Origin of the sequence: Stenotrophomonas maltophilia (genome assembly GCF_003970865.1) — a bacterium.
Classification (GTDB): Bacteria; Pseudomonadota; Gammaproteobacteria; order Xanthomonadales; family Xanthomonadaceae; genus Stenotrophomonas; species Stenotrophomonas maltophilia_AR.
Genome location: NZ_RXLZ01000058.1, coordinates 1 through 23,155 on the forward strand (window position 1 = coordinate 1; position 23,155 = coordinate 23,155).

General features: G+C 67.8%; 22 protein-coding genes. 17 read left to right on the forward strand and 5 right to left on the reverse strand.

Annotated features, from left to right (window positions below):
* Positions 1-87: 87 nt before the first annotated feature.
* Complete coding sequence (rimO, locus tag EKL94_RS17145) at positions 88-1,449, forward strand: 30S ribosomal protein S12 methylthiotransferase RimO (protein ID WP_049436796.1); 1,362 nt, start codon at positions 88-90, stop codon at positions 1,447-1,449.
* Positions 1,446-2,285, forward strand: a complete 840-nt coding sequence (locus EKL94_RS17150; protein ID WP_126930004.1) for a DUF3025 domain-containing protein — start codon at positions 1,446-1,448, stop codon at positions 2,283-2,285. Before rimO ends, EKL94_RS17150 begins: the two co-directional genes overlap by 4 nt.
* Positions 2,286-2,372: 87 nt before the next feature.
* On the opposite strand, the gene greB is transcribed toward EKL94_RS17150, so the two are convergent.
* Both greB and EKL94_RS17160 read right to left on the reverse strand, forming a co-directional pair.
* On the reverse strand, positions 2,373-2,879 hold the full coding sequence (greB, locus tag EKL94_RS17155; RefSeq protein WP_019336668.1) for a transcription elongation factor GreB: 507 nt from the start codon (positions 2,877-2,879) through the stop codon (positions 2,373-2,375).
* Between the two features lie 78 nt (positions 2,880-2,957).
* A complete protein-coding gene (locus EKL94_RS17160; RefSeq protein WP_126930005.1) occupies positions 2,958-4,463 on the reverse strand; it encodes a helicase HerA-like domain-containing protein in 1,506 nt (501 codons plus the stop codon).
* A 122-nt stretch (positions 4,464-4,585) separates the two neighbouring features.
* Here EKL94_RS17160 and EKL94_RS17165 point away from each other — a divergent pair, with 122 nt between their 5' ends.
* Both EKL94_RS17165 and EKL94_RS17170 read left to right on the forward strand, forming a co-directional pair.
* Entirely contained in the window at positions 4,586-6,190 is a 1,605-nt protein-coding gene (locus tag EKL94_RS17165) for a transglycosylase SLT domain-containing protein (protein ID WP_126930006.1), read from the forward strand.
* Positions 6,191-6,214: 24 nt separating this feature from the next.
* Positions 6,215-6,562 (forward strand): ribonuclease E inhibitor RraB, encoded by a 348-nt coding sequence (locus tag EKL94_RS17170; RefSeq protein WP_126930007.1) that lies wholly within the window; start codon positions 6,215-6,217, stop codon positions 6,560-6,562.
* A 91-nt stretch (positions 6,563-6,653) separates the two neighbouring features.
* Here EKL94_RS17170 and asd read toward each other — a convergent pair whose 3' ends face one another.
* Positions 6,654-7,496 carry an archaetidylserine decarboxylase gene (gene asd, locus EKL94_RS17175; RefSeq protein WP_126930008.1) on the reverse strand — a complete coding sequence of 281 codons (843 nt, stop codon included), beginning with the start codon at positions 7,494-7,496 and terminating at the stop codon, positions 6,654-6,656.
* Positions 7,493-8,143, reverse strand: coding sequence for an SCO family protein (locus EKL94_RS17180; RefSeq protein ID WP_006381470.1), 651 nt, complete (start codon positions 8,141-8,143; stop codon positions 7,493-7,495). The genes asd and EKL94_RS17180 overlap by 4 nt, the downstream gene beginning before the upstream one ends.
* A gap of 122 nt (positions 8,144-8,265) precedes the next feature.
* Between EKL94_RS17180 and prmB the strand changes: the two genes are divergently transcribed.
* From prmB to EKL94_RS17230, 10 genes are all read left to right on the forward strand, one after another.
* On the forward strand, positions 8,266-9,195 hold the full coding sequence (gene prmB, locus EKL94_RS17185; protein ID WP_126930009.1) for a 50S ribosomal protein L3 N(5)-glutamine methyltransferase: 930 nt from the start codon (positions 8,266-8,268) through the stop codon (positions 9,193-9,195).
* Entirely contained in the window at positions 9,192-10,295 is a 1,104-nt protein-coding gene (aroC, locus tag EKL94_RS17190; RefSeq protein ID WP_126930010.1) for a chorismate synthase, read from the forward strand. The genes prmB and aroC overlap by 4 nt, the downstream gene beginning before the upstream one ends.
* Positions 10,288-11,331, forward strand: coding sequence for a 2-hydroxyacid dehydrogenase (locus tag EKL94_RS17195; protein WP_126930011.1), 1,044 nt, complete (start codon positions 10,288-10,290; stop codon positions 11,329-11,331). The genes aroC and EKL94_RS17195 overlap by 8 nt, the downstream gene beginning before the upstream one ends.
* 92 nt (positions 11,332-11,423) lie before the next feature.
* On the forward strand, positions 11,424-12,452 hold the full coding sequence (locus EKL94_RS17200) for an aspartate-semialdehyde dehydrogenase (RefSeq protein ID WP_126930012.1): 1,029 nt from the start codon (positions 11,424-11,426) through the stop codon (positions 12,450-12,452).
* A gap of 148 nt (positions 12,453-12,600) precedes the next feature.
* Positions 12,601-14,661: a FimV/HubP family polar landmark protein gene (locus EKL94_RS17205; RefSeq protein WP_126930013.1), complete on the forward strand. Its 2,061-nt coding sequence runs from the start codon at positions 12,601-12,603 to the stop codon at positions 14,659-14,661.
* A 26-nt stretch (positions 14,662-14,687) separates the two neighbouring features.
* Positions 14,688-15,050 carry a VOC family protein gene (locus EKL94_RS17210; RefSeq protein WP_126930014.1) on the forward strand — a complete coding sequence of 121 codons (363 nt, stop codon included), beginning with the start codon at positions 14,688-14,690 and terminating at the stop codon, positions 15,048-15,050.
* A 32-nt stretch (positions 15,051-15,082) separates the two neighbouring features.
* A complete protein-coding gene (gene truA / locus EKL94_RS17215; protein WP_126930015.1) occupies positions 15,083-15,853 on the forward strand; it encodes a tRNA pseudouridine(38-40) synthase TruA in 771 nt (256 codons plus the stop codon).
* Positions 15,850-16,506 (forward strand): phosphoribosylanthranilate isomerase, encoded by a 657-nt coding sequence (locus EKL94_RS17220; RefSeq protein ID WP_019660598.1) that lies wholly within the window; start codon positions 15,850-15,852, stop codon positions 16,504-16,506. Before truA ends, EKL94_RS17220 begins: the two co-directional genes overlap by 4 nt.
* Before the next feature lie 277 nt (positions 16,507-16,783).
* Positions 16,784-17,473: a hypothetical protein gene (locus EKL94_RS17225; protein WP_126930016.1), complete on the forward strand. Its 690-nt coding sequence runs from the start codon at positions 16,784-16,786 to the stop codon at positions 17,471-17,473.
* Positions 17,474-17,521: 48 nt separating this feature from the next.
* The gene (locus tag EKL94_RS17230; RefSeq protein WP_126930017.1) at positions 17,522-19,378 is read left to right on the forward strand and encodes a C40 family peptidase; all 1,857 of its coding nucleotides are present in this window, start codon (positions 17,522-17,524) and stop codon (positions 19,376-19,378) included.
* A gap of 47 nt (positions 19,379-19,425) precedes the next feature.
* Here EKL94_RS17230 and EKL94_RS17235 read toward each other — a convergent pair whose 3' ends face one another.
* Complete coding sequence (locus EKL94_RS17235; protein ID WP_126930018.1) at positions 19,426-20,313, reverse strand: LysR family transcriptional regulator; 888 nt, start codon at positions 20,311-20,313, stop codon at positions 19,426-19,428.
* Positions 20,314-20,409: 96 nt separating this feature from the next.
* Between EKL94_RS17235 and trpB the strand changes: the two genes are divergently transcribed.
* From trpB to trpA, 3 genes are read left to right on the forward strand one after another with little or no spacing between them, the layout of a single operon-like run.
* Positions 20,410-21,627: a tryptophan synthase subunit beta gene (gene trpB / locus EKL94_RS17240; RefSeq protein WP_126930019.1), complete on the forward strand. Its 1,218-nt coding sequence runs from the start codon at positions 20,410-20,412 to the stop codon at positions 21,625-21,627.
* Positions 21,624-22,301, forward strand: a complete 678-nt coding sequence (locus EKL94_RS17245; protein ID WP_010483068.1) for a hypothetical protein — start codon at positions 21,624-21,626, stop codon at positions 22,299-22,301. Before trpB ends, EKL94_RS17245 begins: the two co-directional genes overlap by 4 nt.
* A gap of 1 nt (position 22,302) precedes the next feature.
* Positions 22,303-23,112, forward strand: a complete 810-nt coding sequence (gene trpA, locus EKL94_RS17250) for a tryptophan synthase subunit alpha (RefSeq protein ID WP_126930020.1) — start codon at positions 22,303-22,305, stop codon at positions 23,110-23,112.
* Positions 23,113-23,155 lie beyond the last annotated feature (43 nt).

The window sequence follows — 23,155 nt, forward strand, 5'->3', positions numbered from 1 at the left end:
CGCCCGGGCGCTGGGGGGGGGGGGGGGGGGGGGGGGGGGGGGGGGGGAAAACGGCAGGGGCCCAGGCCCCCAGAGTCCCGCGATTCCATGTCCCAGCTGAACCCCAAAGTCGGCTTCGTCAGCCTTGGCTGCCCGAAGGCCCTTGTCGATTCCGAACGCATCCTTACCCAGCTCCGCTCGGAAGGCTACGACATCGTGCCGTCCTACGATTCGGCCGACGTGGTGGTGGTCAACACCTGCGGCTTCATCGATTCGGCGGTGACCGAGTCGCTGGACGCCATCGGCGAGGCGATGAACCAGAACGGCAAGGTCATCGTCACCGGCTGCCTGGGCAAGCGCCCGGAGCAGATCCGCGAGGCGTACCCCAACGTGCTGGCGGTGTCCGGCCCGCAGGATTACCAGAGCGTGATGGAAGCGGTGCATGAGGCACTGCCGCCCAAGCACGATCCGTTCGTGGACCTCGTGCCCGATTACGGCATCAAGCTGACCCCGCGCCACTACGCCTACCTGAAGATTTCCGAAGGCTGCAACCACAAGTGCAGCTTCTGCATCATTCCGTCCATGCGCGGCAAGCTGGTCTCGCGCCCGGTGGATGAAGTGCTGCGTGAAGCCGAGCGCCTGGTGCGTGGTGGCGTGCGTGAGCTGCTGGTGGTTTCGCAGGACACCTCGGCCTACGGCGTGGACGTGAAGTACGCCGAGAAGATGTGGCGCGACAAGGCCTACCAGACCCGCCTCAAGGCGCTGTGCGAAGGCCTGTCCGAGCTCGATGCCTGGGTGCGCATGCACTACGTCTACCCGTACCCGCATGTGGACGAGGTGGTGCCGTTGATGGCCGAGAACCGCATCCTGCCGTACCTGGACATCCCGTTCCAGCACGCCAGCCCGCGCATCCTGCGCCTGATGAAGCGCCCGGGTGCGGTCGAGAAGACCCTGGAGCGCGTGCAGAACTGGCGCCGCATCGCCCCGGACATCACCGTGCGTTCCACCTTCATCGTCGGCTTCCCGGGCGAGACCGAGGCCGAGTTCGAAGAGCTGCTGTCGTTCCTCGACGAAGCGCAGCTGGACCGCGTGGGCGCGTTCGCCTATTCGCCGGTCGAGGGTGCCACCGCCAACGATCTGCCCGATGCGGTGCCGGAGGAAGTGAAGCAGGAGCGCCTGGCCCGCTTCATGGAAAAGCAGGCGCAGATTTCCGCTGCGCGCCTGGAGGCCAAGATCGGCACCGTGCAGCAGTGCCTGGTCGACGCCATCGAAGGCGATATCGCCGTGGCCCGTTCCAAGGCCGATGCGCCGGAGATCGACGGCCTGGTGCACATCCAGAATGCCGACCAGGTGCCGCTGCGCGTGGGTGAGTTTGTCGACGTGGAAATCACCGAGAGCGACGAGCACGACCTGTACGGTGATGCGCTGCCGGCCGCTACCCGCCCGGCATTCGATCTCAAGATGCTGTGACCGCAGCGACGATCGCCGCCGGTGACGGCAGCGGTGTCCGCCGCTTCGTGCCGCCGCCGCGTGCGGCGGTCGATCCGCAGGTGTTCGCGCACCCGGTGTTTGCCGGGTTGCGCGACGTCCATGACCTGCTGGCCAGCCCGCAGTGGCCGTCCATTGCAGCGCTCGAGGCACGCCTCGCGCTGCCCGGCAAGCATCTGGTCGAGCAGGATTCCACGCTGCTGGCCGACGGCCTGCACTACGAAGCCCGCATCGCACAGGGGCGCATCGCCACCCGCGTCGACAACTGGCATGACCTGTTCAATGCACTGGTGTGGTCCCGTTACCCGCAGCTCAAGCAGGCGCTCAATGTGCAGCAGTGCAGGCACATAGAGACGATGCCGCCGGGCCAGCGCAACCGCGCGCAGGCGGCGCTGACCCAGTTCGACGAAACCGGCGTGATCGTGCGTGTGCGCGATGACTCGTTGATGCGCGCGTGGGATGGGCATGACTGGCATGCATTGTTCGAGCCAACGCACTGGCTGAGCGGCGACATCGCCATCGCTGCGGTATTCGGGCACGCGCTGATGGAGCAGGCGCTGCTGCCGGAACGCCGTCTGGTGGGCAAGTGCGTGGTGGTGCACGGCGAAGTCGATGATGCCTGCGTTGACGCAGTGACCGCGGCCATCGCCGAGGGCAGGGCAGTGACCGATCCCCTGCAGCTGCGTCCGCTGCCGCTGGCGGGAATCCCGGGCTGGCACCAGGGACAGGAGGCCGCCTTCTATGCAGATGCCGCGTACTTCCGCCCGCTGCGTGCCGGCCGCCAGTACCCGCCGCCGCTGGCGCTGTTGCCGTTGTAGAGCCGAGCCCACGCTCGGCTGCGTTTGTCCATCAGCCGAGCATGGGCTCGGCTCTACAACGGCAATGCAGTCGAGCATGGCTCGACGCTACACAGGCTCGTACTCCACCCCGATCACCGCAAAGGTGAACTGGCCGCCGGGCAGTTCCACCGAAAATTCATCATCCAGCCGCTTCTTCAGCAGCGCACGCGCCAGTGGCGAATCGATGCTGATCCAACCCAGGCCTGCGTCGGTCTCATCCGGGCCGACAATGCGATAGCGGCTGGTGTCGCCACTGTCCACGTTCTCCAGTTCCACCCACGCGCCGAAGAACACTGCCTGCGGATCGGTCGGCGTGGTATCGACCACGCGCAGCGATTCCAGCCGCTTGGTCAGGTAGCGCACACGGCGGTCGATCTCGCCCAGCTGCTTCTTGCGATAGGTGTACTCGGCGTTTTCCGAACGGTCGCCTTCCGCGGCGGCCGCGGCCAGTGCCTTCACCACCTCGGGGCGGCGCACACGCCACAGGTCATCCAGTTCGGCCTTCAGCCGGGCGTGGCCGGAGGCGGTGATCAGTGCGGTACTCTTTTCTGCAGGGGGACGCCAACGCGACATGTGGTGCGACTTCTTTTCAGGGGAACGATGGGGTCGGATCCTTTCCGCAGGAAAGGGCGCCGACCCCGGGAGGGCAGGTCAGCGCTTGCCGCCGAAGATGCCGCCCAGCAGGCCGCGCACGATCTGGTTGCCCAGCTTGGTGCCGACGGTGCGCGTGGTCTGCTTGGCCATGGTCTCGATCATGCCCTGGCGGCGCTTGGTGCCGAAAATCGCATCCTTGATGGCCTGGCCGAAACCGCCTTCCTGCGCTTCGTCCTGCTCGCGGCTGCGGGCGGCCGGCGCCTGCGCCTTCTCGACCGCCTTCTGCGCGCGCTGGGCCAGCAGCTCGGCGGCCGACTCACGGTTGATCGCCGTGTCGTAGCGGCTGCCGACCGGGCTGCCGGCGCGCACCTGGGCGCGCTCGGCGTCGGTGATCGGTCCCATCCGGCAGCGTGGCGGCGCGATCATCGTCTGCTGCACCGGCATCGGCACGCCCTTGTCCTGCAGCGTGGACACCAGCGCCTCGCCGGTGCCCAGCTGGCTCAGCACCTTGGCCACGTCCAGTTTCGGGTTCGGTACGAAAGTCTCGGCAGCGGTCTTTACCGCCTTCTGGTCGCGCGGGGTGAACGCACGCAGCGCGTGCTGAACGCGGTTGCCCAGCTGGCCGAGGATGTTGCCCGGCACGTCGTCGGGGAACTGCGAGCAGAAGTACACGCCCACGCCCTTGGAGCGGATCAGCCGCACCACCTGCTCGATGCGCTGCACCAGCGAGGCGGGCGCGTCATCGAACAGCAGGTGTGCTTCGTCGAAGATGAAGACCAGCTTAGGCTTGTCCAGGTCGCCCACTTCCGGCAACTGTTCGAACAGTTCCGACAGCAGCCACAGCAGGAAGGTCGAATACAGCTTGGGCTTGAGCACCAGCTGGTCGGCGGCGAGGATGCCGATCATGCCGCGGCCGTCGTGATTGACCCGCATGATGTCGGCCAGTTCCAGTGCCGGTTCGCCGAAGAAATTCTCGCCACCGTCCTGCGCAAGGCGCAGTACCGAGCGCTGGATCGCGGCGATCGACTGCGCGCTGACCAGGCCATACTCGGTGGAAATGTCCTTGCGCTCCTCGGCCACCAGGCCGAGCAGGGCACGCAGGTCGTCCATGTCCAGCAGCAGCAGGCCACGGTCATCGGCCAGCTTGAACACGATGTCGAGCACGCCGGCCTGGGTGTCGTTCAGTTCGAGGATGCGCGACAGCAGGGTCGGGCCCATCTCGCTGACCGTGGTGCGCACCGGATGGCCGAGCTTGCCGTACAGGTCCCAGAAAATGGTCGGGCTTGCCGCCGGCGCATACTCCGCCACGCCGATCTCGGCGGCGCGCTGGAGCAGGTTCTCGGCGCCAGTGCCGGGCACGGCCAGGCCAGACACGTCGCCCTTCACATCGGCCAGGAACACCGGTACGCCCAGCCGCGAGAAGCCCTCGGCCAGGGTCATCAGGGTCACCGTCTTGCCGGTACCGGTGGCGCCGGCCACCAGGCCGTGGCGGTTGCCGAGTTTCGGCAGCAGGGTGACGGCAATATCGTCGGTAATGCCTTTGCCGAGCAGAATCGGATCCATGGTCCAGCCCTTGTGGTGAATAGCCCAATGTTAACCGCCGGCGGTGACGGGCCGAAGGTCGGCTTGCCCGGACCTTGGCGGCGCCGCTACTCTGCCTGCCTGTTTCGCACACAGTGCCATCAATGCCCGTTCCTGTCCTGATTTCCCGTGGTTGGCCGCTGCTGGCCCTGGCCGGCCTGGTTTCCCTGGCGCCCGACGCCCATGCGCAGCGGGTTTCGGCCCGGGACAAGGTGAAGGTGGATGCGCTGCAGCAGCGCATGAGCACCGCCGAGAAGCGCTACAGCGACGCCCTGCTGCTGGTCGCCAATTCCGATCCGAAGGGCAGCAACGAGGCCGATGCTGCGCTGGAGGACATGGAAGACGTCCTCAACGACTGCGTGAAGCAGAAGGGCTGCCAGATGGGCACCCTGCTGGCGAGCTACAAGCGCCTGCTCAAGCACGACGCCGATGCCGCTGCCAGCGACGACGTGGCCGACGAGGGCGGTGACCGCCTGGAAGCCGACCCCGACCATATCGGCCCGCTCACCGCCGACGTGCCGGAGGCCGCGCGCGCCGCCGCGCTGCTCAACGACAAGCGGCATGCCTTCGACACCATGGTCGAGTACAACCCGGCCGTGCAGGCCGGCATCCGCCGTTGGCTGACCGACATGCGCCCGGCGCTGCTGACCAGCTACGAGAACTATCAGAACCTGCGTGCGGTGATGTGGCCGGAGTGGGAGAAGCGCGGCCTGCCCGAGGCGCTGCTGTTCGGCATCATGGCCAAGGAGTCCAACGGCCGTGTGCATGCCTCATCGCGCGCCGGCGCCGCCGGGCTGATGCAGTTCATGCCGGCCACCGGCCGCCGCTTCGGCCTCGGCCCGGACGGCACCGGCTTCGACACCCGCTTTGACGCGCGCAGCGCCGCCGAAGCCAGCGCCAGTTATCTCAACGAGCGCCTGCGCGAACTGAACAACAACGTGGAAATGTCGGTGGCCGCCTACAACGGTGGCGAAGGCCGCGCCGCACGCGTGTTCAAGCAGAGCGGTGGCCAGAGCTTCTGGACCGACAGCGTCTACAACCAGTTCCCCGGTGAAACCAAGGACTACGTGCCGATGGTGATCGCCGCGGCCTGGATCTTCCTGCACCCGCAGCAGTACGGCGTGGAGCTGCCGAAGATCAGCGCGCAGCCGGCCACACTGCGCCTGGCCAAGTCCACCACCATCTATGAACTGACCATCTGCCTGGGCAGCCACGGCACCCGCGATGGCTACATGCGCGCGCTGCGCAACCTCAACCCGCGCTATGAAGCCGATGGCTGGATTCCGGCTGGCACGCTGATCAACGCCACCACCCGCATCGCCGGCCTGTACCAGCGCAACTGTGTCAGTGGCCCGCGTGCCGATCTGGCCCGCACGCTGATCACCGCCGATCTGAACGCGGCGATCAAGCGCCCGACCGCGGCCAGCTACACCGGCAGCGTGGCCGTGGGTGGCGTGGTGCCGGTGGCCGACGCCGCGGCCTCCACCAGCGTGCCGACCACACCGGTCGCTCCGGTAGCCACGCCGCGCCCGGCGGCACGGCCGAAGCCGGTGCGCAGCCACAAGGTGGGCCGGGGTGAGACCCTGGGCGCCATTGCCGCGAAGTTCCAGTGCGACGTGCCGACCCTGGCCCGCGCCAACGGCCTGAAGGCCCCGGCCTACAGCCTGCGCCACGGCCAGACGCTGAAGCTGCAGGGCTGCGACAAGTAATTCCCCACGACCCCTGGAACCCACATGGATCTCGAAGACACCCGCAACCTGTTCGCCAACCTCCGCGAAAACACCGACTGGGACATCAACGGCCCGTTGCTGTGGGGGTACTTCTTCGTGCACTCCACTGCTGAGCCGTTGCAGGCACTGGCAGAGCACCTGCAGGCGCAGGGCTATGCCTTCGTGGAACTGTTCGAGCAGGAGCCGGAAGAGGGCGACGCGCCGTTCCACGTGCTGCATGTGGAGCGCGTGGAAATCCACGACGAAGCCTCGCTGGACCGCCGCAACCAGGAGTTCGCGGCGCTGGCTGCGGAGAAGGGCGTGGAAGACTACGACGGCATGGACGTCGGCCCGGCTCCGGCCCTGCAGTAACGCGCGTACCGGTAGTGCCGGCCGCTGGCCGGCAATGCTCGACGCGTTGGATCAGCGGAGATGCCGGCCAGCGGCCGGCACTACCGAAGCCTCAGCGCAGCTTTGCCAGCGCCTGGCCCAGCTGCACCGGGCTTTCGGCGCCCAACTGCGGCGCGAACTCGGCCACGCCAGGCGGCAGCAGCACGATCACGGTCGAACCGTAGTTGAAGCGCGCCATCTCGGCGAAGCGCTCCAGCTGGATGCCCTGGCCGCGGTAATCCTTGCGGGTGATGCGATCGCCATAGGCCGGGATCTCTTCGCCGCTCCACACGGTTTCCACGCCCGACACCAGCAGCGCACCGACCATCACGCTGACCATCGGCCCGAAGCTGGTGTCGAAGTGGCAGACCAGGCGCTCGTTGCGCGCGAACAGGCGCGGCACGCCGTTCACCGCAGCCGGGCCGACGCTGAACAGGCGCCCCGGCACGTGCACCGTCTCACGCAGGGTGCCGGTCCACGGCATGTGCACGCGGTGGTAATCGCGCGGCGACAGGTACACGGTGGCGTACATGCCGTCGTTGTACGGCTTGGCGTCTTCGTCGCTGCCCAGCAGCTCGGCCGCGGTGAACGACTGGCCCTTGGCCTGGAAAATGCGGCCCGCCTCGATCCTGCCGAGCTGGCTGATGCGGCCGTCGGCCGGCATCACCAGGCTGCGCGGATCGGCATCGGCCACGCGCGCGCCCGGCTTCAGTGCGCGGGTGAAGAACTGGTTGAAGGTGGCATAGCTGCGCGGGTCCGGGTTGGCCGCTTCGTCCAGGTTGACGTTGAACTTGCGGGTGACGGTGTCGATCAGCCAGCGCGACACGCGCGGATCGTCCGAGTACGCCAGCGAGCGTGCCATCGAAGACAGCAGGCGATGGGGCAGGGCGTACGTCAGGGCGGTGGTGAGGCTCATGGGGCGGTTTTCTCGGTCAGCTTCTGCAGGTCGCGGGCGATCGCCGGCGCATTGAACGGGGGGCGCACCAGGCCGGCAAGGCGGCCCTGCGGGTCGAGCACGGCCAGGCTGGCCGAATGCTCGACGGTGTAATCCTCGGGGTTCTCGTCGAAATGCTTGCCCGGCACTTTCTGGAACACGAAGCCCAGCGAGGTGGCGAAGCGCTCCAGCGAGGGAACGTCGGCGGTGGCGGCCAGGGTGTCCTTGTGGAAGCCGTGCACGTACTCGCCGAGGCGGGTGGCGCTGTCGCGGTCCGGGTCGACCGAGATGAACAGCACGCGCGGGCGCAGGCTGTCGGGCAGGGCTTCCCACTGGTTCTGCGCGCCGGCCAGCTCGGCCAGGGTGGTCGGGCAGACGTCGGGGCAGAAGGTGAAGCCCAGGAACACCAGGGTCCAGTGGCCCTTCAGCTCACCCGGTATCAGGCGGGTGCCGTCGGACTGGGCCAGGTTGAAGTCGGGCAGCTCGCGCGGCTGCGGGTACAGCGTGATCGCTTCGGTGGCCGGGGCATTGGCCGGTGGCTTCGGCGCGAACACCTGCTGGGCGGCCAGCAGGCCGAGACCCGCCGCCAGGGCGATCAGCAGGATGATGCCGGCGTTGCGATTGAACATGGGAGCCCCCGCGCGAAGTGGGCCCCATCATACCGGCTGCGGCCCGATCGTTTCTGCCGCAACGGATGCCGCCGCGGGCGCCAGCCCCTATAATCGGGGGCCACTTTGCCCGCAGTACCGCCATGACCGCTGAAACGGCCGCCGAACTCCACACGATCATCGATCTGATCCGCTACGGCACCAGCCGTTTCAACGAAGCCGGACTGATCTTCGGGCACAGCTACGACAACGCGCTGGATGAGGCCACCCAGCTGGTGCTGCACAGCCTGCACCTGCCGCACGATCTGGGCCCGGCCTATGGCCAGGCGCGCCTGCTGCAGGCGGAGAAGCTGCGCGTGCTGGAGCTGTTCCAGCGTCGCATCGACGAACGCATTCCGGCCGCCTACCTGACCGGTGAGGCCTGGTTCGCCGGCCTGAGCTTCAAGAGCGACAAGCGCGCCCTGGTGCCGCGCTCGCCGATCGCCGAACTGATCGAGTGCGGCTTCGAGCCGTGGCTGGCTGGCCGTGACGTCAGCCGCGCGCTGGACCTGTGCACCGGTTCGGGCTGCATCGCCATCGCCATGGGTCACTACTACCCGAACTGGGAAGTGGACGGTGTCGACCTGAGCGACGATGCGCTGTCGCTGGCCACCGAGAACAAGGAACGCCTGCAGGCGCACAACGTCACCCTGCTGAAGTCGGACCTGTTCAACGGCCTGACCGGCCGCCACTACGACCTGATCGTCACCAACCCGCCGTACGTCACCAACGACGAGACCGATGCCCTGCCGCAGGAGTACTCCTACGAGCCGGAAATGGGCCTGCGTGCCGGTGACGATGGCCTGGACCTGGTGCTGAAGATCCTGCGTGACGCGCCACTGCACCTGAGCGAAGACGGTCTGCTGATCTGTGAAGTGGGCGAGTCCGAACAGCATCTGGTCAAGCTGCTGCCGGAAGTCGACTTCGCCTGGATCGAATTCAAGGTCGGCCAGATGGGCATCTTCGCGGTCGAATGCCGCGAGCTGATCGCGCACAGCGCGCGCATCACCGAACTGGCGGCGCAGCGCCCGTGAGTTCCAATGCGTTCGGCAAGCTGTTCACCGTCACCACGTTCGGCGAGTCGCACGGGCCGGCCATCGGCTGCGTGATCGATGGCTGCCCGCCGGGGCTGGCGCTGGACGCGGCCGAATTCGCCCACGACCTGCAGCGTCGCGCTACCGGCAAGAGCCGGCACACCTCGGCGCGCCGCGAGGCTGATGAGGTCGAGATCCTGTCCGGCGTGTACGAGGGCCTGACCACCGGCACGCCGATCGCCCTGCTGATCCGCAACACCGACCAGCGCAGCAAGGATTACGCGAACATCGGCCAGCAGTTCCGGCCGGGTCATGCCGACTACAGCTACTGGCACAAGTACGGCATCCGCGACCCGCGCGGTGGTGGCCGTTCCTCGGCGCGCGAGACCACCATGCGCGTGGCTGCCGGCGTGGTTGCCAAAAAGTGGTTGGCCGAACGCTTCGGCGTGACCGTGCGCGGCTACCTGTCGCAGCTGGGCGACATCACCCCGGGCGGTTTCGACTGGTCGGCGGTGGAGGACAACCCGTTCTTCTGGCCGCACGCCGCACAGGTGCCGGAACTGGAGGCGTACATGGATGCGCTGCGCAAGTCCGGTGATTCGGTCGGTGCGCGCGTGGACGTGGTGGCCGACAACGTGCCGCCGGGCTGGGGCGAGCCGATCTACGGCAAGCTCGATGGCGAACTGGCCGCCGCGCTGATGAGCATCAACGCGGTGAAGGGCGTGGAGATTGGTGACGGTTTCGCCAGCGCCGCACAGAAGGGCACCGAACATCGCGACCTGCTGACCCCGCAGGGCTTCGCCAGCAACCATGCCGGCGGCATCCTCGGTGGCATTTCCACTGGCCAGCCGGTGGTCGCCTCGATCGCGTTGAAGCCGACCTCCAGCCTGCGCCTGCCGGGCCCGTCGCTGGACACGGCCGGCAATGTGGTCGAGGTGGTCACCACCGGCCGCCATGATCCGTGCGTCGGCATCCGTGCCACCCCGATCGCCGAGGCGATGGTGGCGATGGTGCTGATGGACCAGGCGCTGCGCCATCGCGCGCAGTGCGGCGATGTCGGCACGATCACCCCGCGTATTCCCGGGCAGATCGATGGCTGACACGCGGCCGACCGTGTGGGTGAGCCAGCCGCTGATCGACGCGGCCATCGCACCGCTGCGCGATCGCGTGCAGCTGCGCGGCACCGACACCGACACCGTCACCGCCTGGTCGCCCGACCAGATCGCCGAACAGCTGGCCAGCGCCGACGGCGCCATCATCACCCTCAACGAGCGCATCGGCGCGGCACAGGTGGCCGGAGCCACGCAGCTGCAGGTGATCGCCAATGTCGGTGTCGGCTACAACAACCTGGATGTCGACGCGCTCAGCGCGGCCGGCATCCTGGCCAGCAATACACCGGACGTCCTGACCGAAACCACCGCCGATCTCGGCTTCGCGCTGTTGATGGCCACCGCGCGCCGCATCACTGAATCCGAGCGCTGGCTGCGCGAAGGCCAGTGGCAGCAGTGGTCGTTCCAGACCATGCTCGGTGCCGACATCCATGGCAGCACGCTGGGCATCCTCGGCATGGGCCGTATCGGCCAGGGCATCGCCCGCCGCGGCGCGCACGGTTTCGGCATGAAGGTGCTGTACCACAACCGTTCGCAGCTGCCGGCCGCGACCGAAGCGGAAGTTGGGGCCCGTTACGTTGACCTGGACACGCTGCTGGCACAGTCCGACCACCTGCTGCTGGTGCTGCCGTATACCCCGGCCTCGCACCACCTGATCGATGCCGCCGCGCTGGCGAAGATGAAGCCGTCGGCGACGCTGGTGAACATCGCCCGCGGTGGTCTGGTCGATGAGATTGCGCTGGCCGATGCGCTGGCCAACGGTCGCCTTGCTGCAGTGGGTCTGGATGTGTACGAAGGCGAGCCGAAGGTGCGCCCCGAACTGCTGGCGCTGCGCAACGTGGTGCTCACTCCGCATATCGGCAGCGCCTCGCTGGCCACGCGCACGGCGATGGTACAGCTGGCCGTGGATAATCTGGTTGCCGGGCTCGGCCTGGACGGCGGCCCGTCGCGCATGCCGAGCGCGATCAACGCTGACGCGGCGATGGCCGCGCGCGTGACTCTGGGCAAAAAAACCGGGAAACGATAGGGAACCTCCGCGCGCCCCGCTTGAGGAGGTTCCCCGAACCCAGCTGTCGTGCGTGTTTTTTCCCCATCCCCGTTTTCGTGAGAGTTTCCCCCATGAGCAATGCACAGCGCAGTTTCCACGTCGCCGTCGTCGGTGCCACCGGTGCGGTCGGCGAGACCATGTTGTCGATCCTTGCCGAGCGTGACTTCCCGGTCGGCACCCTGAGCGTTCTCGCTTCCGAGCGTTCGGCCGGCGGCGAGATCGAGTTCAACGGCCAGAAGGTCAAGGTCCAGGACCTGGCCACCTTCGATCCGGCCGGTGTCGAGATCGCGTTGTTCTCGGCTGGCGGCAGCGTGTCGAAGGAATACGCGCCGAAGTTCGCCGCCGCCGGTGCGGTGGTGATCGACAACTCCTCGGCCTTCCGTTACGACGATGACGTGCCGCTGGTGGTGTCCGAGGTCAACCCGGAGCAGGTCGCCAACCGTCCGCGCGGCATCATCGCCAACCCGAACTGCTCGACCATGCAGATGCTGGTGGCGCTGGCGCCGCTGCACCGCAAGTACGGCATCGAGCGCATCAACGTCTCCACCTACCAGTCGGTGTCCGGCGGCGGCCGTTCGGCCACCGAGGAACTGGGCAAGCAGACCGGCCAGCTGCTGAGCTTCCAGGAAATCGATCCGCAGCGCTTCCCGGTGCAGATCGCCTTCAACCTGATCCCGCACATCGACGACTTCCAGGACAACGGCTTCACCAAGGAAGAGATGAAGCTGATCTGGGAAACCCGCAAGATCCTCGGCGACGACAGCATCCTGGTGAACCCGACTGCGGTGCGCGTGCCGGTGTTCTACGGCCACTCCGAGTCGGTGGCGATCGAGACCCGCGACAAGGTCACCGTCGCCGAAGCGCGCGCGCTGCTGGAGCAGTCGCCGGGCATCGAAGTGGTGGATCGTCACGAAGCCGGTGGTTACCCGACCCCGGTCACCCACGCCTCGGGCACCGACGCGGTGTACGTCGGCCGCATCCGCGAGGACCTGTCGCACCCGCGCGGCCTGAACCTGTGGATCGTGTCGGACAACGTGCGCAAGGGTGCTGCCCTGAATGCCGTGCAGCTGGCCGAGCTGGTCGCCGCCGAGCAGCGCTGATCACAGCGGTTGCCTCACCGGTAGTGCCGGCCGCTGGCCGGCATTGCCGTGATGGGGGCGTGCGTGTATGCCGGCCAGCGGCAGGCACTACCGGAGGTCTCCCATCGGTGGGTGCGGACCCCGGTCCGCACGCTTTATAGTGTCGCCCATGAATAAACGGGCCAAGGGCGCAAAGCGCCCGCTCACCTATCTGTCCGCCGCACTGCTCGCCCTGGCCAGCAGTTCGGCGCTCGCCCTGGGGTTGGGCGACATCCGGGTCCTGTCCAAGCCGGGCCAGCCCCTGCTGGCCGAAATCCCCGTGGTCTCGGCGGACCCGTCCGAGCTGGAAAACCTGCGCGTGGCGCTGGCCTCACCGGTCACCTTCGAACGTGTCGGCCTGCAGCGGCCAACCGGACTGGTCAGTGAACTGCAGTTCGAACTGACCCGCGACACGCAGGGCAGGGCGGTGGTGCGCGTCACCTCGCAGGCGCCGGTGGAGACGCCGTCGCTGAGCTTCCTGATCGAAGCCGACTGGGGCCAGGGCCGCCTGGTGCGCGAGTATTCGGCGCTGGTCGATGCGCCGCCCAGTGCGTTGGCCGTGGCCGAGCCGGAGATCGTCGCGCCGGCCGGCACGCTCTCCAATACCATCGTGCGCGAACCTGCACCGGCTTCGGCAACGGTGCCGGCAGCAGAGACGCCCACTACGCCGCCACCTGCGGTGGCGCCTGCACCGGCACGCCCGCGTGCGGCCTCCGCGCCGGTTGCTGCTCCGGCGGCCGATGGCAGCATCACCGTGCAGCGCGGGCAGACCCTGTCGCAGATCGCCAGTGCGGTGACACGTGGCAACCAGGTCAGTCGCGACCGCGCGATGATCGCCCTGCTGCGTGCCAATCCCGAAGCCTTCATCCGGGGCAACGTCAACCTGCTCAAGCAGGGTGCGGTGCTGCGCATGCCCGGCAGCGATGCGCTTGCTGCGGTCGACGCTGCCGAAGCGGCGACGCTCGTGCGCGAGCACGCCACGCAATGGCGGCAGGCGCGTACCGTGCCGCAACCGGCGGGCATGGTCGCACCGGCTGCCAAGGCGGCAGCCACGAACGCTTCTTCCCCGGCTGCGGCCAATGGGGCACGACTTGAGATCGCTCCGGCGCTGGCGTCCGACGCCGCGCACGCGGGCACAACCACCGGCACTGCTGCCGGCAGCGAGGGTGACATGCTGGGCAACGAACAACTGCGCCAGGCGCGTGAGGACATCGCCACCCGCGATGCCGAGATCGGCGAGCTGAAGCAGCGCGTGGCCGACCTGGAAAAGCTCAAGGAACAGCAGCAGTCGCTGATCGCGATGAAGGACAACGACCTGGCCGCCGCGCAGCAGCGCCTGGCGCAGGCACCGGATGCCCGCGATGCGGCAACGCCGTGGTACTGGCTGGGGCTGCCGGTGTTGCTGTTGGCGGCGGGCGCGGCCTGGCTGCTGCGTCGTCGCAAGCCGTCGCCGCTGCCGCCGCTGCGTGAGGAAGACGATGCCGCCGGCCTGACCGCAGCGGTGCCGGCAGGTGCGGCGCTGGATACGCTGGCCGAGCAGTCCTCGTGGTCGTCGGCTGTTGCCGGCAATGGCCGCCAGGAACCGGCGATGCCTGCCTGGGCGACCGAAACCGAAGTGCACGACGTGGTGGTCGCCGAACCCGTCGCCGAGCACGCGGTGCGGGCCGAATGGCAGGCCGACACGCTGCGCGACGAGGACGCGGTGGCATTGCCCGAAGCGGTGACCGATCTGCCGCGCTGGGACGATTCCGCAACCACCGGCGACGAGGTTGTCGTCGCCGAGCCACTGCAGGACGAACGCGTTGTACACCAGGCGCCGGCCGAAGTGGCGGTGCCGGACTACGCACTGCATGCCGAACAGCAGCCGCAGTTCCGCGGAGTGTTCGATCTGCCGGCCGACGCGCATGAGAACGAGGCTCCGGCGGATGCCGCTCATCCCGAAGCCATCGACGGCATCGACCATGGCAGCGTCGAGGCCTCTCATTCCGACGATATCGCGCCGAGCGCGGCCGCGCCTGCCGGCGACGCGGGCTGGTCGCCCCGTGCCGGCCAGGAGCGCCTGGAACTGGCTATTGCCTACCTCGATCTGGGCGACGCGCAGACTGCGCGCACCCTGTTGCTGGAAGTCGCCGAAGGCGGTGACCTGCACAGCCAGGCCCAGGCCCGCGAACTGCTGGCCCGCCTGCCGTGACCGAACCTGCCGACAAGGACCTTGCCATGAGCCGCGAACGCCGCATCGACTACGTTGAATTCGCGTCCAGCGACCCGGCCGCCAGCCGTGCCTTCTTCGAGAAGGTGTTCGACTGGTCGTTTGTCGACTACGGCAGCGACTACACGGCGTTCGACGATGGCCGACTGCAGGGCGGCTTCTTCCGTGGCCAGCCGCAGCGGGCCAGCGACAGCGGTGCACCGCTGCTGGTGCTGTATGCCGACGCACTGGCACCGGTCGAGGCCGCCGTGCGCGAGGCCGGCGGCGAGATCGTGCGCCCGGTGTTTTCCTTCCCCGGTGGCAGCCGCTTCCAGTTCGTCGAGCCCGGTGGCAACGAACTGGCGGTCTGGTCCGAACGCGATCCGGCCTGAGCGCCGCCCCATCCGCAACATCGAGGTAGCACATGCGTTATGCGCTTGGCGTCGAGTACGACGGCAGCGATTTCAGGGGCTGGCAGAACCTGGGCGAGGGTGGTCCCAGCGTGCAGGCCAGCCTCGAGCAGGCCCTGTCATCGGTGGCTGATGCGCCGCTGCAGGTGGTCTGCGCCGGCCGCACCGATGCCGGCGTGCATGGCCAGTGCCAGGTCGTGCATTTCGATACCGACGTGGTGCGCGATCCGCGCGCCTGGATGCTCGGCACCACCACCCGCCTGCCGCGCTCGATCGCGGTGCGCTGGTGCGTGCCGGTGGCCGAGGATTTCCACGCCCGCTTCTCCGCACGTGCGCGCCGCTACCGCTATCGGCTGCTCAACCGCGAGGTACGGCCGGCGCTGGACCGGCAGACCCTGAGCTGGGAGCGCCGGGCGCTGGACGAGACCCTGATGCACGCTGCCGGCCAGGCCCTGCTTGGCGAGAACGACTTCAGCGCGTTCCGTTCGGTGCAGTGCCAGGCGCTGCATGCGCGGCGTGAACTGCAGTCGTTGCAGGTCAGCCGCCATGGCGAAGTGATCGAAGTCGCAGTACGTGGCAATGCATTTCTTCATCACATGGTCCGCAATATCGTCGGATCGTTGATCCTGGTGGGCAGCGGCGAAAAACCGGTGGAATGGATCGCCGAACTGCTGGCCGGGCGCGATCGCACCGTAGCTGGTCCCACCGCACCGCCGCAGGGCCTGGTGTTCCTTGGGCCCCTGTACCCCGACAACTGGCATCTGCCCGCCGAGGTCACGCTATGAGCCGTTCCTACTACCGTACGCGCATCAAGTTCTGTGGAATGACCCGTGCCGGCGACGTCCGCCTGGCCGGTGAGCTGGGCGTGGACGCAGTGGGTTTCATTTTTGCCCGCGAGAGCAGCCGCCGGGTGGCACCGGCCGAGGCCCGCGCGATGCGCCAGGCGATCGCGCCGATGGTCGATGTGGTGGCGCTGTTCCGCAACAACAGCAAGGAAGAGGTGCGCGAGGTGCTGCGTACGGTGCGGCCGACCCTGCTGCAGTTCCACGGCGAGGAAGACGAGAGCTTCTGCCGCAGCTTCAACATGCCGTACCTGAAGGCGATCGCCATGGGCGGCCGTGAAGAGGTCAACGCCCGCACCCTGCAGCTGCGCTACCCCAGCGCCGCCGGCTTCCTGTTCGACAGCCACGCCCCGGGTGGCGGTGGCGGCACCGGCGTGGCGTTCGACTGGGGCCGCGTTCCGACCGGGTTGCACCGGCCGTTCCTGCTGGCCGGCGGCCTGAACCCGGAAAACGTGTACGACGCCGTGCTGGCGACGCTGCCCTGGGGCGTGGACGTCTCCAGCGGCATCGAACTGGAGCCGGGCATCAAGGACGGCTACAAGATGCGCACCTTCGTCGAGGAAGTGCGTCGCGCGGATTGCACCGTTCTGGAGTGATCCGCGCCCCCTGAGGGGGCGCCCGGAATGTCATCGTCGACGGTGCATTCCGCCGGGTCTGTGTTCTTGCCTGTCGCGTGCCGTGCCGTGAAGGCCGGCGTCTGCTGAATGCGATGAACATCCCACTTTCGGGTGATTCAGGTTCCAGCGCCAAAAAGTCGACACCTCCCGAACATCTGATCGGACACAATGCGCCCAGCCTGACCTGGCTGGGTGCGATGCCGTGTGCGTGTCGCTGGCCGTACCAGATACGCCTTACCTTTCGAACGAGGACGCAATGGATATGCCCCATCTCTCTTCCCACCATATCCGCCTGGCCCGCCTGACGATCGTGCCCGGCCTGCTGCTTGCCTTGGGCGCGTGTGCGGCCGGTGACTCGTCCGCCCCGACTGCATCGGCACCGGCCGCTGCCACACCGGCAGCTGCACCCGGCACAGCACCGGCCACGGTTCCGGCGGCAGCACCGGCTGCCGACGGCCTGGCGGCGCTGATCCAGGCCAGTGGCGTGAAATGCAGCAACGCCAGTACGGGCAGCGGCTGCACGGCCGGCGATGTGGACAGCGGTGATTTCTACGATGTCGAACTGTCGCCGGACTGTGGTGACCAGGGCTTCTTCGCGGGCGTAGCCGACGCCAAGGGCGTGGAGACGTTGAACGCGGTGCCATCCACCGGCAGCAAGGCCAGCGTAACCGCGAAGCTGTCGAAGGGGCAGCTGGTCTGCGTGCAGGGCATCGGGCGTACCGGACAGAATCCGCTGTTCTATTACGTCGTGGCGGTTCCCGCTGCGACGGTCGGCAAGTGCAATGGCAACACGTTGTGTGACACCTATGGCGACAGGCCGATCACTGGCCTGGCGAGCACGGGGGGCGAGGCCTGCCATGCGGCGGCGCCGGGACGTTACGCCGGGAACTGCGCACAGGGCTGGGTCAGTGCGGACGTGCTCGACGTGTTTTCCAACGGAATGTAATCGCCGCCAGGGGAGCGGTCCAATCAACCACTGGCAAAGGAACAGCTCATGTCGGATCCAAAAATCACCCGGCTGGTCAGCAGCGTAGGTACCACGCGCACGCTGGAAATGGACGATGGCAGTGTCGTCGAACGATCAGGTGGCAGCGTCTCGTGGCGCAACAACAATCCTGGCAATCTGAAGTTTGAATTCGCCGGCAGCGCGGACAAGACGGTGACCAATCCCCGTACCCGCGAGCAGGCGCTGGAATCGGCGCAGGGGCGCTACAAGGGCGTGGTCGATCTCGACCAATGGGGCAACGCGGTTTTCGAAAGCTATGAAGCCGGCCGGGTGGCGAAGATCCAGCTGCTCGAACGCCGGTTCGGCGACAAGACCGTGGAGGAAATGCTGCCGAGCTACTCCACGAAGGATTACAGCGGCACCACCCACCACAAGGAGCAGGCGGCCACCATCTATGCCGAAGGCGATCGCCAGGGTGTCGACCTGCGCTCGAAAACCGTCGGCCAGATGAGCGTGCGCGAGCGTGAAGTGCTGGCCGACGGCATCCGCCGTTTCGAGGGCTGGCAGCCCGGTGAGGTTGCCACGCAGCAGCCACCCACGCGCACACAGGCGGCCGCGCCCGTGCAGACCCAGACCCAACCGCAGGTACAGACGCCTTCGGCATCTGCGCCCGCGACGGCACAGGCTTCGGCTGCAGTCGGCAGTGCCGCGCTCTACAACGAGGCCTATCAGCATTTCATGGCCTCGGGCCGCCAGTACGAATACGGGCGCCCGGACCATCCGCGCCCCGGTCGCGACAGCAGCCGGCTGGAGCGTGACCTCGATGGTGACGGACGCTTCGGCGTGGATTGCTCGGCATTCGTATGGCGCGGCCTGAAGAACGCGGGTTACGACGTGCGTGGCGAGAACGCTGCGGGGTTCACTACCTCGACGCTGTTCAATGGCGCGAACACCACCGCTTACGCTCGCGAGCATTTCGATGTGACCTCGGCTGCCGAAGCACGCAAGCCGAACGGATCGCTGAAGCAGGGTGACATCCTGATGTTCTCCTCGTCGCAGGGCCAGCATGTCGGTATTTTCAAAGGCTACGACGCGCAGGGAAACATCCAGTTCATCGGTTCGCAGGGAAGCACCGGGCCGGCCGAAGTCACCATCCGGCCGGGCGGGTACTGGGATGGCGGAAGCACCCGCATCGTTGGTGCGCTGACACCGAAGCCGGAATTCCAGGTGCGCGCGCCGCTGCATGGCAATGGCGAACCTGCGCTGTCCCGGCCTGCCGCCACCGTGCAGCCGGCTGCATCACACACGGTGGCCAGCGAGGTGATGAAGCAGGGGCAGCGTGGCGCCGACGTGCAGGCATTGCAGCAGACTCTCAACCAGCTCGGTGTGCGTGATGCGCAGGGCCATCGGTTGTCAGAGGATGGCCGTTTTGGTGACCACACCCGCGAGGCGGTGATCGCGTTGCAGAAACAGCAGGGGCTGGTGGCCGATGGAATTGTCGGTCGCCAGACCGCTGCCGCACTGGCGGCGGGCCGTGCGCCGGGCCATGAACCTGCAGCGGCTGCACCGAAGGGGCCGTCGCTGAACGATGCATCGCATCCGGACAACGCACTGCACAACGCCGTCCGCAGCAAGCTTCCCAGCGTGTTTTCCGAAGAGGCTGTGGCCAATATCACCCTGCATGCAAAGCAGAACGGTATCGACGCGGCCGACAAGCTGCAGAGCATCACGGTGCAGGATGGCAAGGCGTTTGTGATGGGCACGACGCCGGGCTTCCGCGCCGCCGTCGATCTGGCCCAGGCGCCGCCGCCGCTGGAGCAGAGCAGTGCCAAGCTGCTGGCAGATCCGTCGCACCAGCAGCAGGTGCATGAGGAGCAGCAGCGGGTCGCGATGGGCGGTCGCTGAGGCTTGTGTTGCCGGCTCCGGGGGCGAACGCCACCCGGAGCCTTGTCTCATCGCAGCTGTGCTGCTGCCCAGTCGGCCAGGGCGTCCACCCGTGCATCGGCCGGGCCATCCGGCCGCGCCAGCACCCAGAAGCCGCCGGTGGCGGTAAATCCCCACGGTGCGACCAGCCGGCCTGCTGCCAGATCTTCGGCCACCAGCGGCTCCGGCGCGATCGCCGGGCCCAGCCCGGCGACTGCCGCCTCCAGCAGGTAATACAGGTGTTCGAAGGCGGTGCCCAGCTGCAGCTTCGAGGTGTCCAGATCATGCGCCTGCGCCCACGCCGGCCACGCCTGTGGCCGTGAGCTGGTGTGCAACAGCGTCTCCTGCAGCAGTGCCGAGGGCGGTACATGCCGCAGGCGCTGCGCCGCCGGATGCGAGGGCGCCACCACCACGCCGACCCGTTCCGGCGCCAGCTCCCGCACCTGCCAGCCCCGGGGCCACGGACCCTGTGCCAGCAGCAGCACGGCATCCAGCGCCGCCTGCGCTTCGGTGAAACTGCCATCCAGCGCCGACCACTGCAGGCGCACGCCGGGCAGGGCGGCCTGCAGCACGGGCAGGCGCGGAATCATCCAGCGCGCCAGTACGCTGCCGCTGCAGCCCAGAACCAGTGCTGGGGAGGCCGCCGGCCGGCGCAGCTCGCGCACGCAGTCTTCGATCCCGCCGAAGGCTTCGCTGCACGCCGCCTGCAGGCGGGTGCCCGCAGCGGTCAGGCGCAGCCCGCGGCCGGCACGCTGGAACAGTGCCAGGCCGAGATGATCCTCCAGCAGCTTCAGTTGCCGGCTGACCGCGCCGTGGGTGACGTGCAGGTCCTGTGCGGCGCGCCCAACGCCGCCAAGGCGGGCAGTGGCTTCGAACGCGCGCAGCGCATTGAGAGGAGGCAGCAGGGAACGGCTCATGTGAGATTTCCTGACGATATGCGCCAGATAATATCCATTTTCCGGTCACGACCCGTGCGCTAGAGTATCCACCTGTCTGAACCACCGGTCGTATCCATGTCTGCCTCCCCCATTGCCGACTATCACGCCTTCCCGGATGCCCAGGGCCACTTCGGCCGCTACGGCGGCAGTTTCGTTGCCGAAACCCTGGTCGGCCCGCTGCAGGAACTGGCCCGGGCCTATGACCAGGCCCGCCAGGCCCCCGAATTCCAGGCCGCCTATGACCGCGACCTGGCGCACTACGTGGGCCGGCCGAGCCCGATCTACCACGCCCAGCGCCTGAGCGATCACGTCGGCGGCGCGCAGATCCTGCTCAAGCGCGAGGACCTGAACCACACCGGCGCGCACAAGATCAACAACACCATCGGTCAGGCGCTGCTGGCCGCGCGCATGGGCAAGAAGCGCATCATCGCCGAGACCGGCGCCGGCCAGCATGGCGTTGCCAGTGCCACGGTTGCCGCGCGCCTGGGCCTGGAATGCGTGGTGTACATGGGCGCCACCGACATCGAGCGGCAGAAGATCAACGTCTACCGCATGAAGCTGCTCGGTGCGACGGTGGTGCCGGTCACCTCCGGCTCGGCCACCCTGAAGGACGCGCTCAACGAAGCGATGCGCGACTGGGTGACCAACGTGCAGGACACCTTCTACATCATCGGCACCGTGGCCGGCCCGGATCCGTACCCGCGCATGGTGCGCGACTTCAACGCCATCGTCGGCCGCGAAGCGCGTGAGCAGATGCTGGCCGAGTACGGCCGCCTGCCGGATGCGATCACCGCCTGCGTCGGCGGCGGCAGCAATGCCATCGGCCTGTTCCATGCCTTCCTCAACGATCGCCAGGTCGAGATCGTCGGCGCCGAAGCCGCCGGTGATGGCATCAGCACCGGTCGCCATGCCGCCTCCATCGCGGCGGGTCGCCCCGGCGTGCTGCACGGCAACCGCACCTATGTGCTGTGCGACGACGACGGCCAGATCATCGAGACCCACTCGGTGTCGGCCGGCCTGGACTACCCGGGCGTCGGCCCTGAGCACGCATTCCTGGCCGATACCGGTCGCGCACGGTACCTCGGCATCACCGACGAGGAAGCCCTGCAGGCTTTCCATCTGCTGGCGCATACCGAAGGCATCCTGCCGGCACTGGAGTCCAGCCATGCGTTGGCGCAGGCGATCAAGCTGGCGCGCGGTCGTCCGCGTGACCAGATCGTCCTCTGCAATCTGTCCGGCCGTGGCGACAAGGATGTGCACACCATCGCCGCGCGCGAAGGGCTGGTGCTGTGAGCGCGCTGCTGCGGAACAGTGGCGTGCTGCTGCTGGCACTGGGCCTGGCTGCGTGCCAGCCGCCGGAGCCGCCGGTGCTGGCACCGGCCGCCAAGGCCACCACGCAGCCTGTGCAGCAGGCCGCCAATGATGATCTTGACCCGATGGCGCGTACGCCCATTGTCGATGCCCCCTCCGAAGAAGGGACGAGCGGCGATGACGCGCCCGCGGTGGCTTCGGTGGCGCTGGATCATGCCGGTGACGTGCTGGTTGGCCAGCACATGACTGACCTGAAGGCGCTGGGTCCCTGGAAGGCGCAGGGCGCGAAGGAATTCTTCGAAGGCGACTGCGAGTACTACGACGGCAAGGGGCTGCCGCCGGGCGTGTCGATGATGACCGACGACGACCGCGTGGTCCGTTTTGATCTGAAGCCGGGCGATGAGCCGGAACTGCCGGTTGAACAGCCGGGACCGTTCGGCCTGCGCATCGGCATGACCCGTGCCCAGGCCATGGCCCAGTTCCCGAAGCCGCCGGTGTCCAGCCCGCATGCCTACGACGGTGACCAGGGCGAGTACCTCACCTGGCAGGACCCGGGTTCGGACCTGGGCATCCGCCTGGAACTGTTTGAAGGGAAGGTCACCCGGATGTACTGGGGGACCAGCGATGCGATTGAACTGATTGAAGGATGTGCCTGAGATGCCTGTATCCCGACTCGATGCCTGTTTCCAGCGACTGCGTGAGCAGCAGCGCAAGGCGCTGATTCCCTTCATCACTGCCGGTGATCCTTCGCTGGAGGCCACCGTGCCGGTCATGCACGCGCTGGTCGATGCCGGTGCCGACGTGATCGAACTGGGCGTGCCGTTCTCCGACCCGATGGCCGACGGTCCGACCATCCAGCGCAGCTCCGAGCGCGCGCTGGCTCGCGGGGCGGGCAGCCGCTACGTGCTGCAGGCCGTGGCGCAGTTCCGCGAGCGTGACGCGCAGACGCCGGTGGTGTTGATGGGCTACCTGAATCCGGTGGAGATCCATGGCTACGCGGCGTTCGCAACGGCAGCGGTGGAGGCCGGTGTGGACGGCGTTCTGTTGGTCGACCTGCCGCCGGAAGAAGCCGGCGAAGCGCAGCAGGCCTTTGATGCAGCGGGCCTGGCATTGGTCCTGCTGGCGTCGCCGACCACCAGCGAAGCGCGGGCCGACAAGCTGCTGGCACTGGCCCGTGGCTACCTCTACTACGTCAGCTTTGCCGGTGTCACCGGCGCGTCCGAGCGGCTGGACAGTGATGCCGCCAGCGCCCGCCTGCAGGCCCTGCGCGCGCGCGCTTCGGTGCCGGTGGTGGCCGGCTTCGGCATCAAGGACGCCGCCAGTGCGGCGGCGATGGCGCGCCAGGCCGATGGCGTGGTGGTCGGCAGTGCACTGGTTGCAGTGCTGGCCGAAGCGGGCTCGGCTGAAGAGGCCGCGCAGCGCGCTGGAGCCTTCCTGGCCCCGCTGCGGCAGGCGCTGGACGCGTAACGGGCGTGCCGGCCGCTGGCCGGCATCTTCCTGACGGCCACAT

Bases quoted from the DNA above. Each gene is read 5' to 3' on its own strand.
- EKL94_RS17170 (WP_126930007.1), top strand. From the start codon at position 6,215: ATGGATCTCGAAGACACCCGCAACCTGTTCGCCAACCTCCGCGAAAAC.
- EKL94_RS17195 (WP_126930011.1), top strand. From the start codon at position 10,288: ATGGCTGACACGCGGCCGACCGTGTGGGTGAGCCAGCCGCTGATCGAC.
- EKL94_RS17230 (WP_126930017.1), top strand. From the start codon at position 17,522: ATGTCGGATCCAAAAATCACCCGGCTGGTCAGCAGCGTAGGTACCACG.
- trpA (WP_126930020.1), top strand. From the start codon at position 22,303: ATGCCTGTATCCCGACTCGATGCCTGTTTCCAGCGACTGCGTGAGCAG.
- EKL94_RS17160 (WP_126930005.1), bottom strand. From the start codon at position 4,463: ATGGATCCGATTCTGCTCGGCAAAGGCATTACCGACGATATTGCCGTC.
- greB (WP_019336668.1), bottom strand. From the start codon at position 2,879: ATGTCGCGTTGGCGTCCCCCTGCAGAAAAGAGTACCGCACTGATCACC.
- EKL94_RS17220 (WP_019660598.1), top strand. From the start codon at position 15,850: ATGAGCCGTTCCTACTACCGTACGCGCATCAAGTTCTGTGGAATGACC.
- truA (WP_126930015.1), top strand. From the start codon at position 15,083: ATGCGTTATGCGCTTGGCGTCGAGTACGACGGCAGCGATTTCAGGGGC.
- EKL94_RS17180 (WP_006381470.1), bottom strand. From the start codon at position 8,143: ATGTTCAATCGCAACGCCGGCATCATCCTGCTGATCGCCCTGGCGGCG.
- EKL94_RS17200 (WP_126930012.1), top strand. From the start codon at position 11,424: ATGAGCAATGCACAGCGCAGTTTCCACGTCGCCGTCGTCGGTGCCACC.
- prmB (WP_126930009.1), top strand. From the start codon at position 8,266: ATGACCGCTGAAACGGCCGCCGAACTCCACACGATCATCGATCTGATC.
- EKL94_RS17210 (WP_126930014.1), top strand. From the start codon at position 14,688: ATGAGCCGCGAACGCCGCATCGACTACGTTGAATTCGCGTCCAGCGAC.
- EKL94_RS17205 (WP_126930013.1), top strand. From the start codon at position 12,601: ATGAATAAACGGGCCAAGGGCGCAAAGCGCCCGCTCACCTATCTGTCC.
- trpB (WP_126930019.1), top strand. From the start codon at position 20,410: ATGTCTGCCTCCCCCATTGCCGACTATCACGCCTTCCCGGATGCCCAG.
- rimO (WP_049436796.1), top strand. From the start codon at position 88: ATGTCCCAGCTGAACCCCAAAGTCGGCTTCGTCAGCCTTGGCTGCCCG.
- EKL94_RS17235 (WP_126930018.1), bottom strand. From the start codon at position 20,313: ATGAGCCGTTCCCTGCTGCCTCCTCTCAATGCGCTGCGCGCGTTCGAA.
- EKL94_RS17225 (WP_126930016.1), top strand. From the start codon at position 16,784: ATGGATATGCCCCATCTCTCTTCCCACCATATCCGCCTGGCCCGCCTG.
- EKL94_RS17165 (WP_126930006.1), top strand. From the start codon at position 4,586: ATGCCCGTTCCTGTCCTGATTTCCCGTGGTTGGCCGCTGCTGGCCCTG.
- asd (WP_126930008.1), bottom strand. From the start codon at position 7,496: ATGAGCCTCACCACCGCCCTGACGTACGCCCTGCCCCATCGCCTGCTG.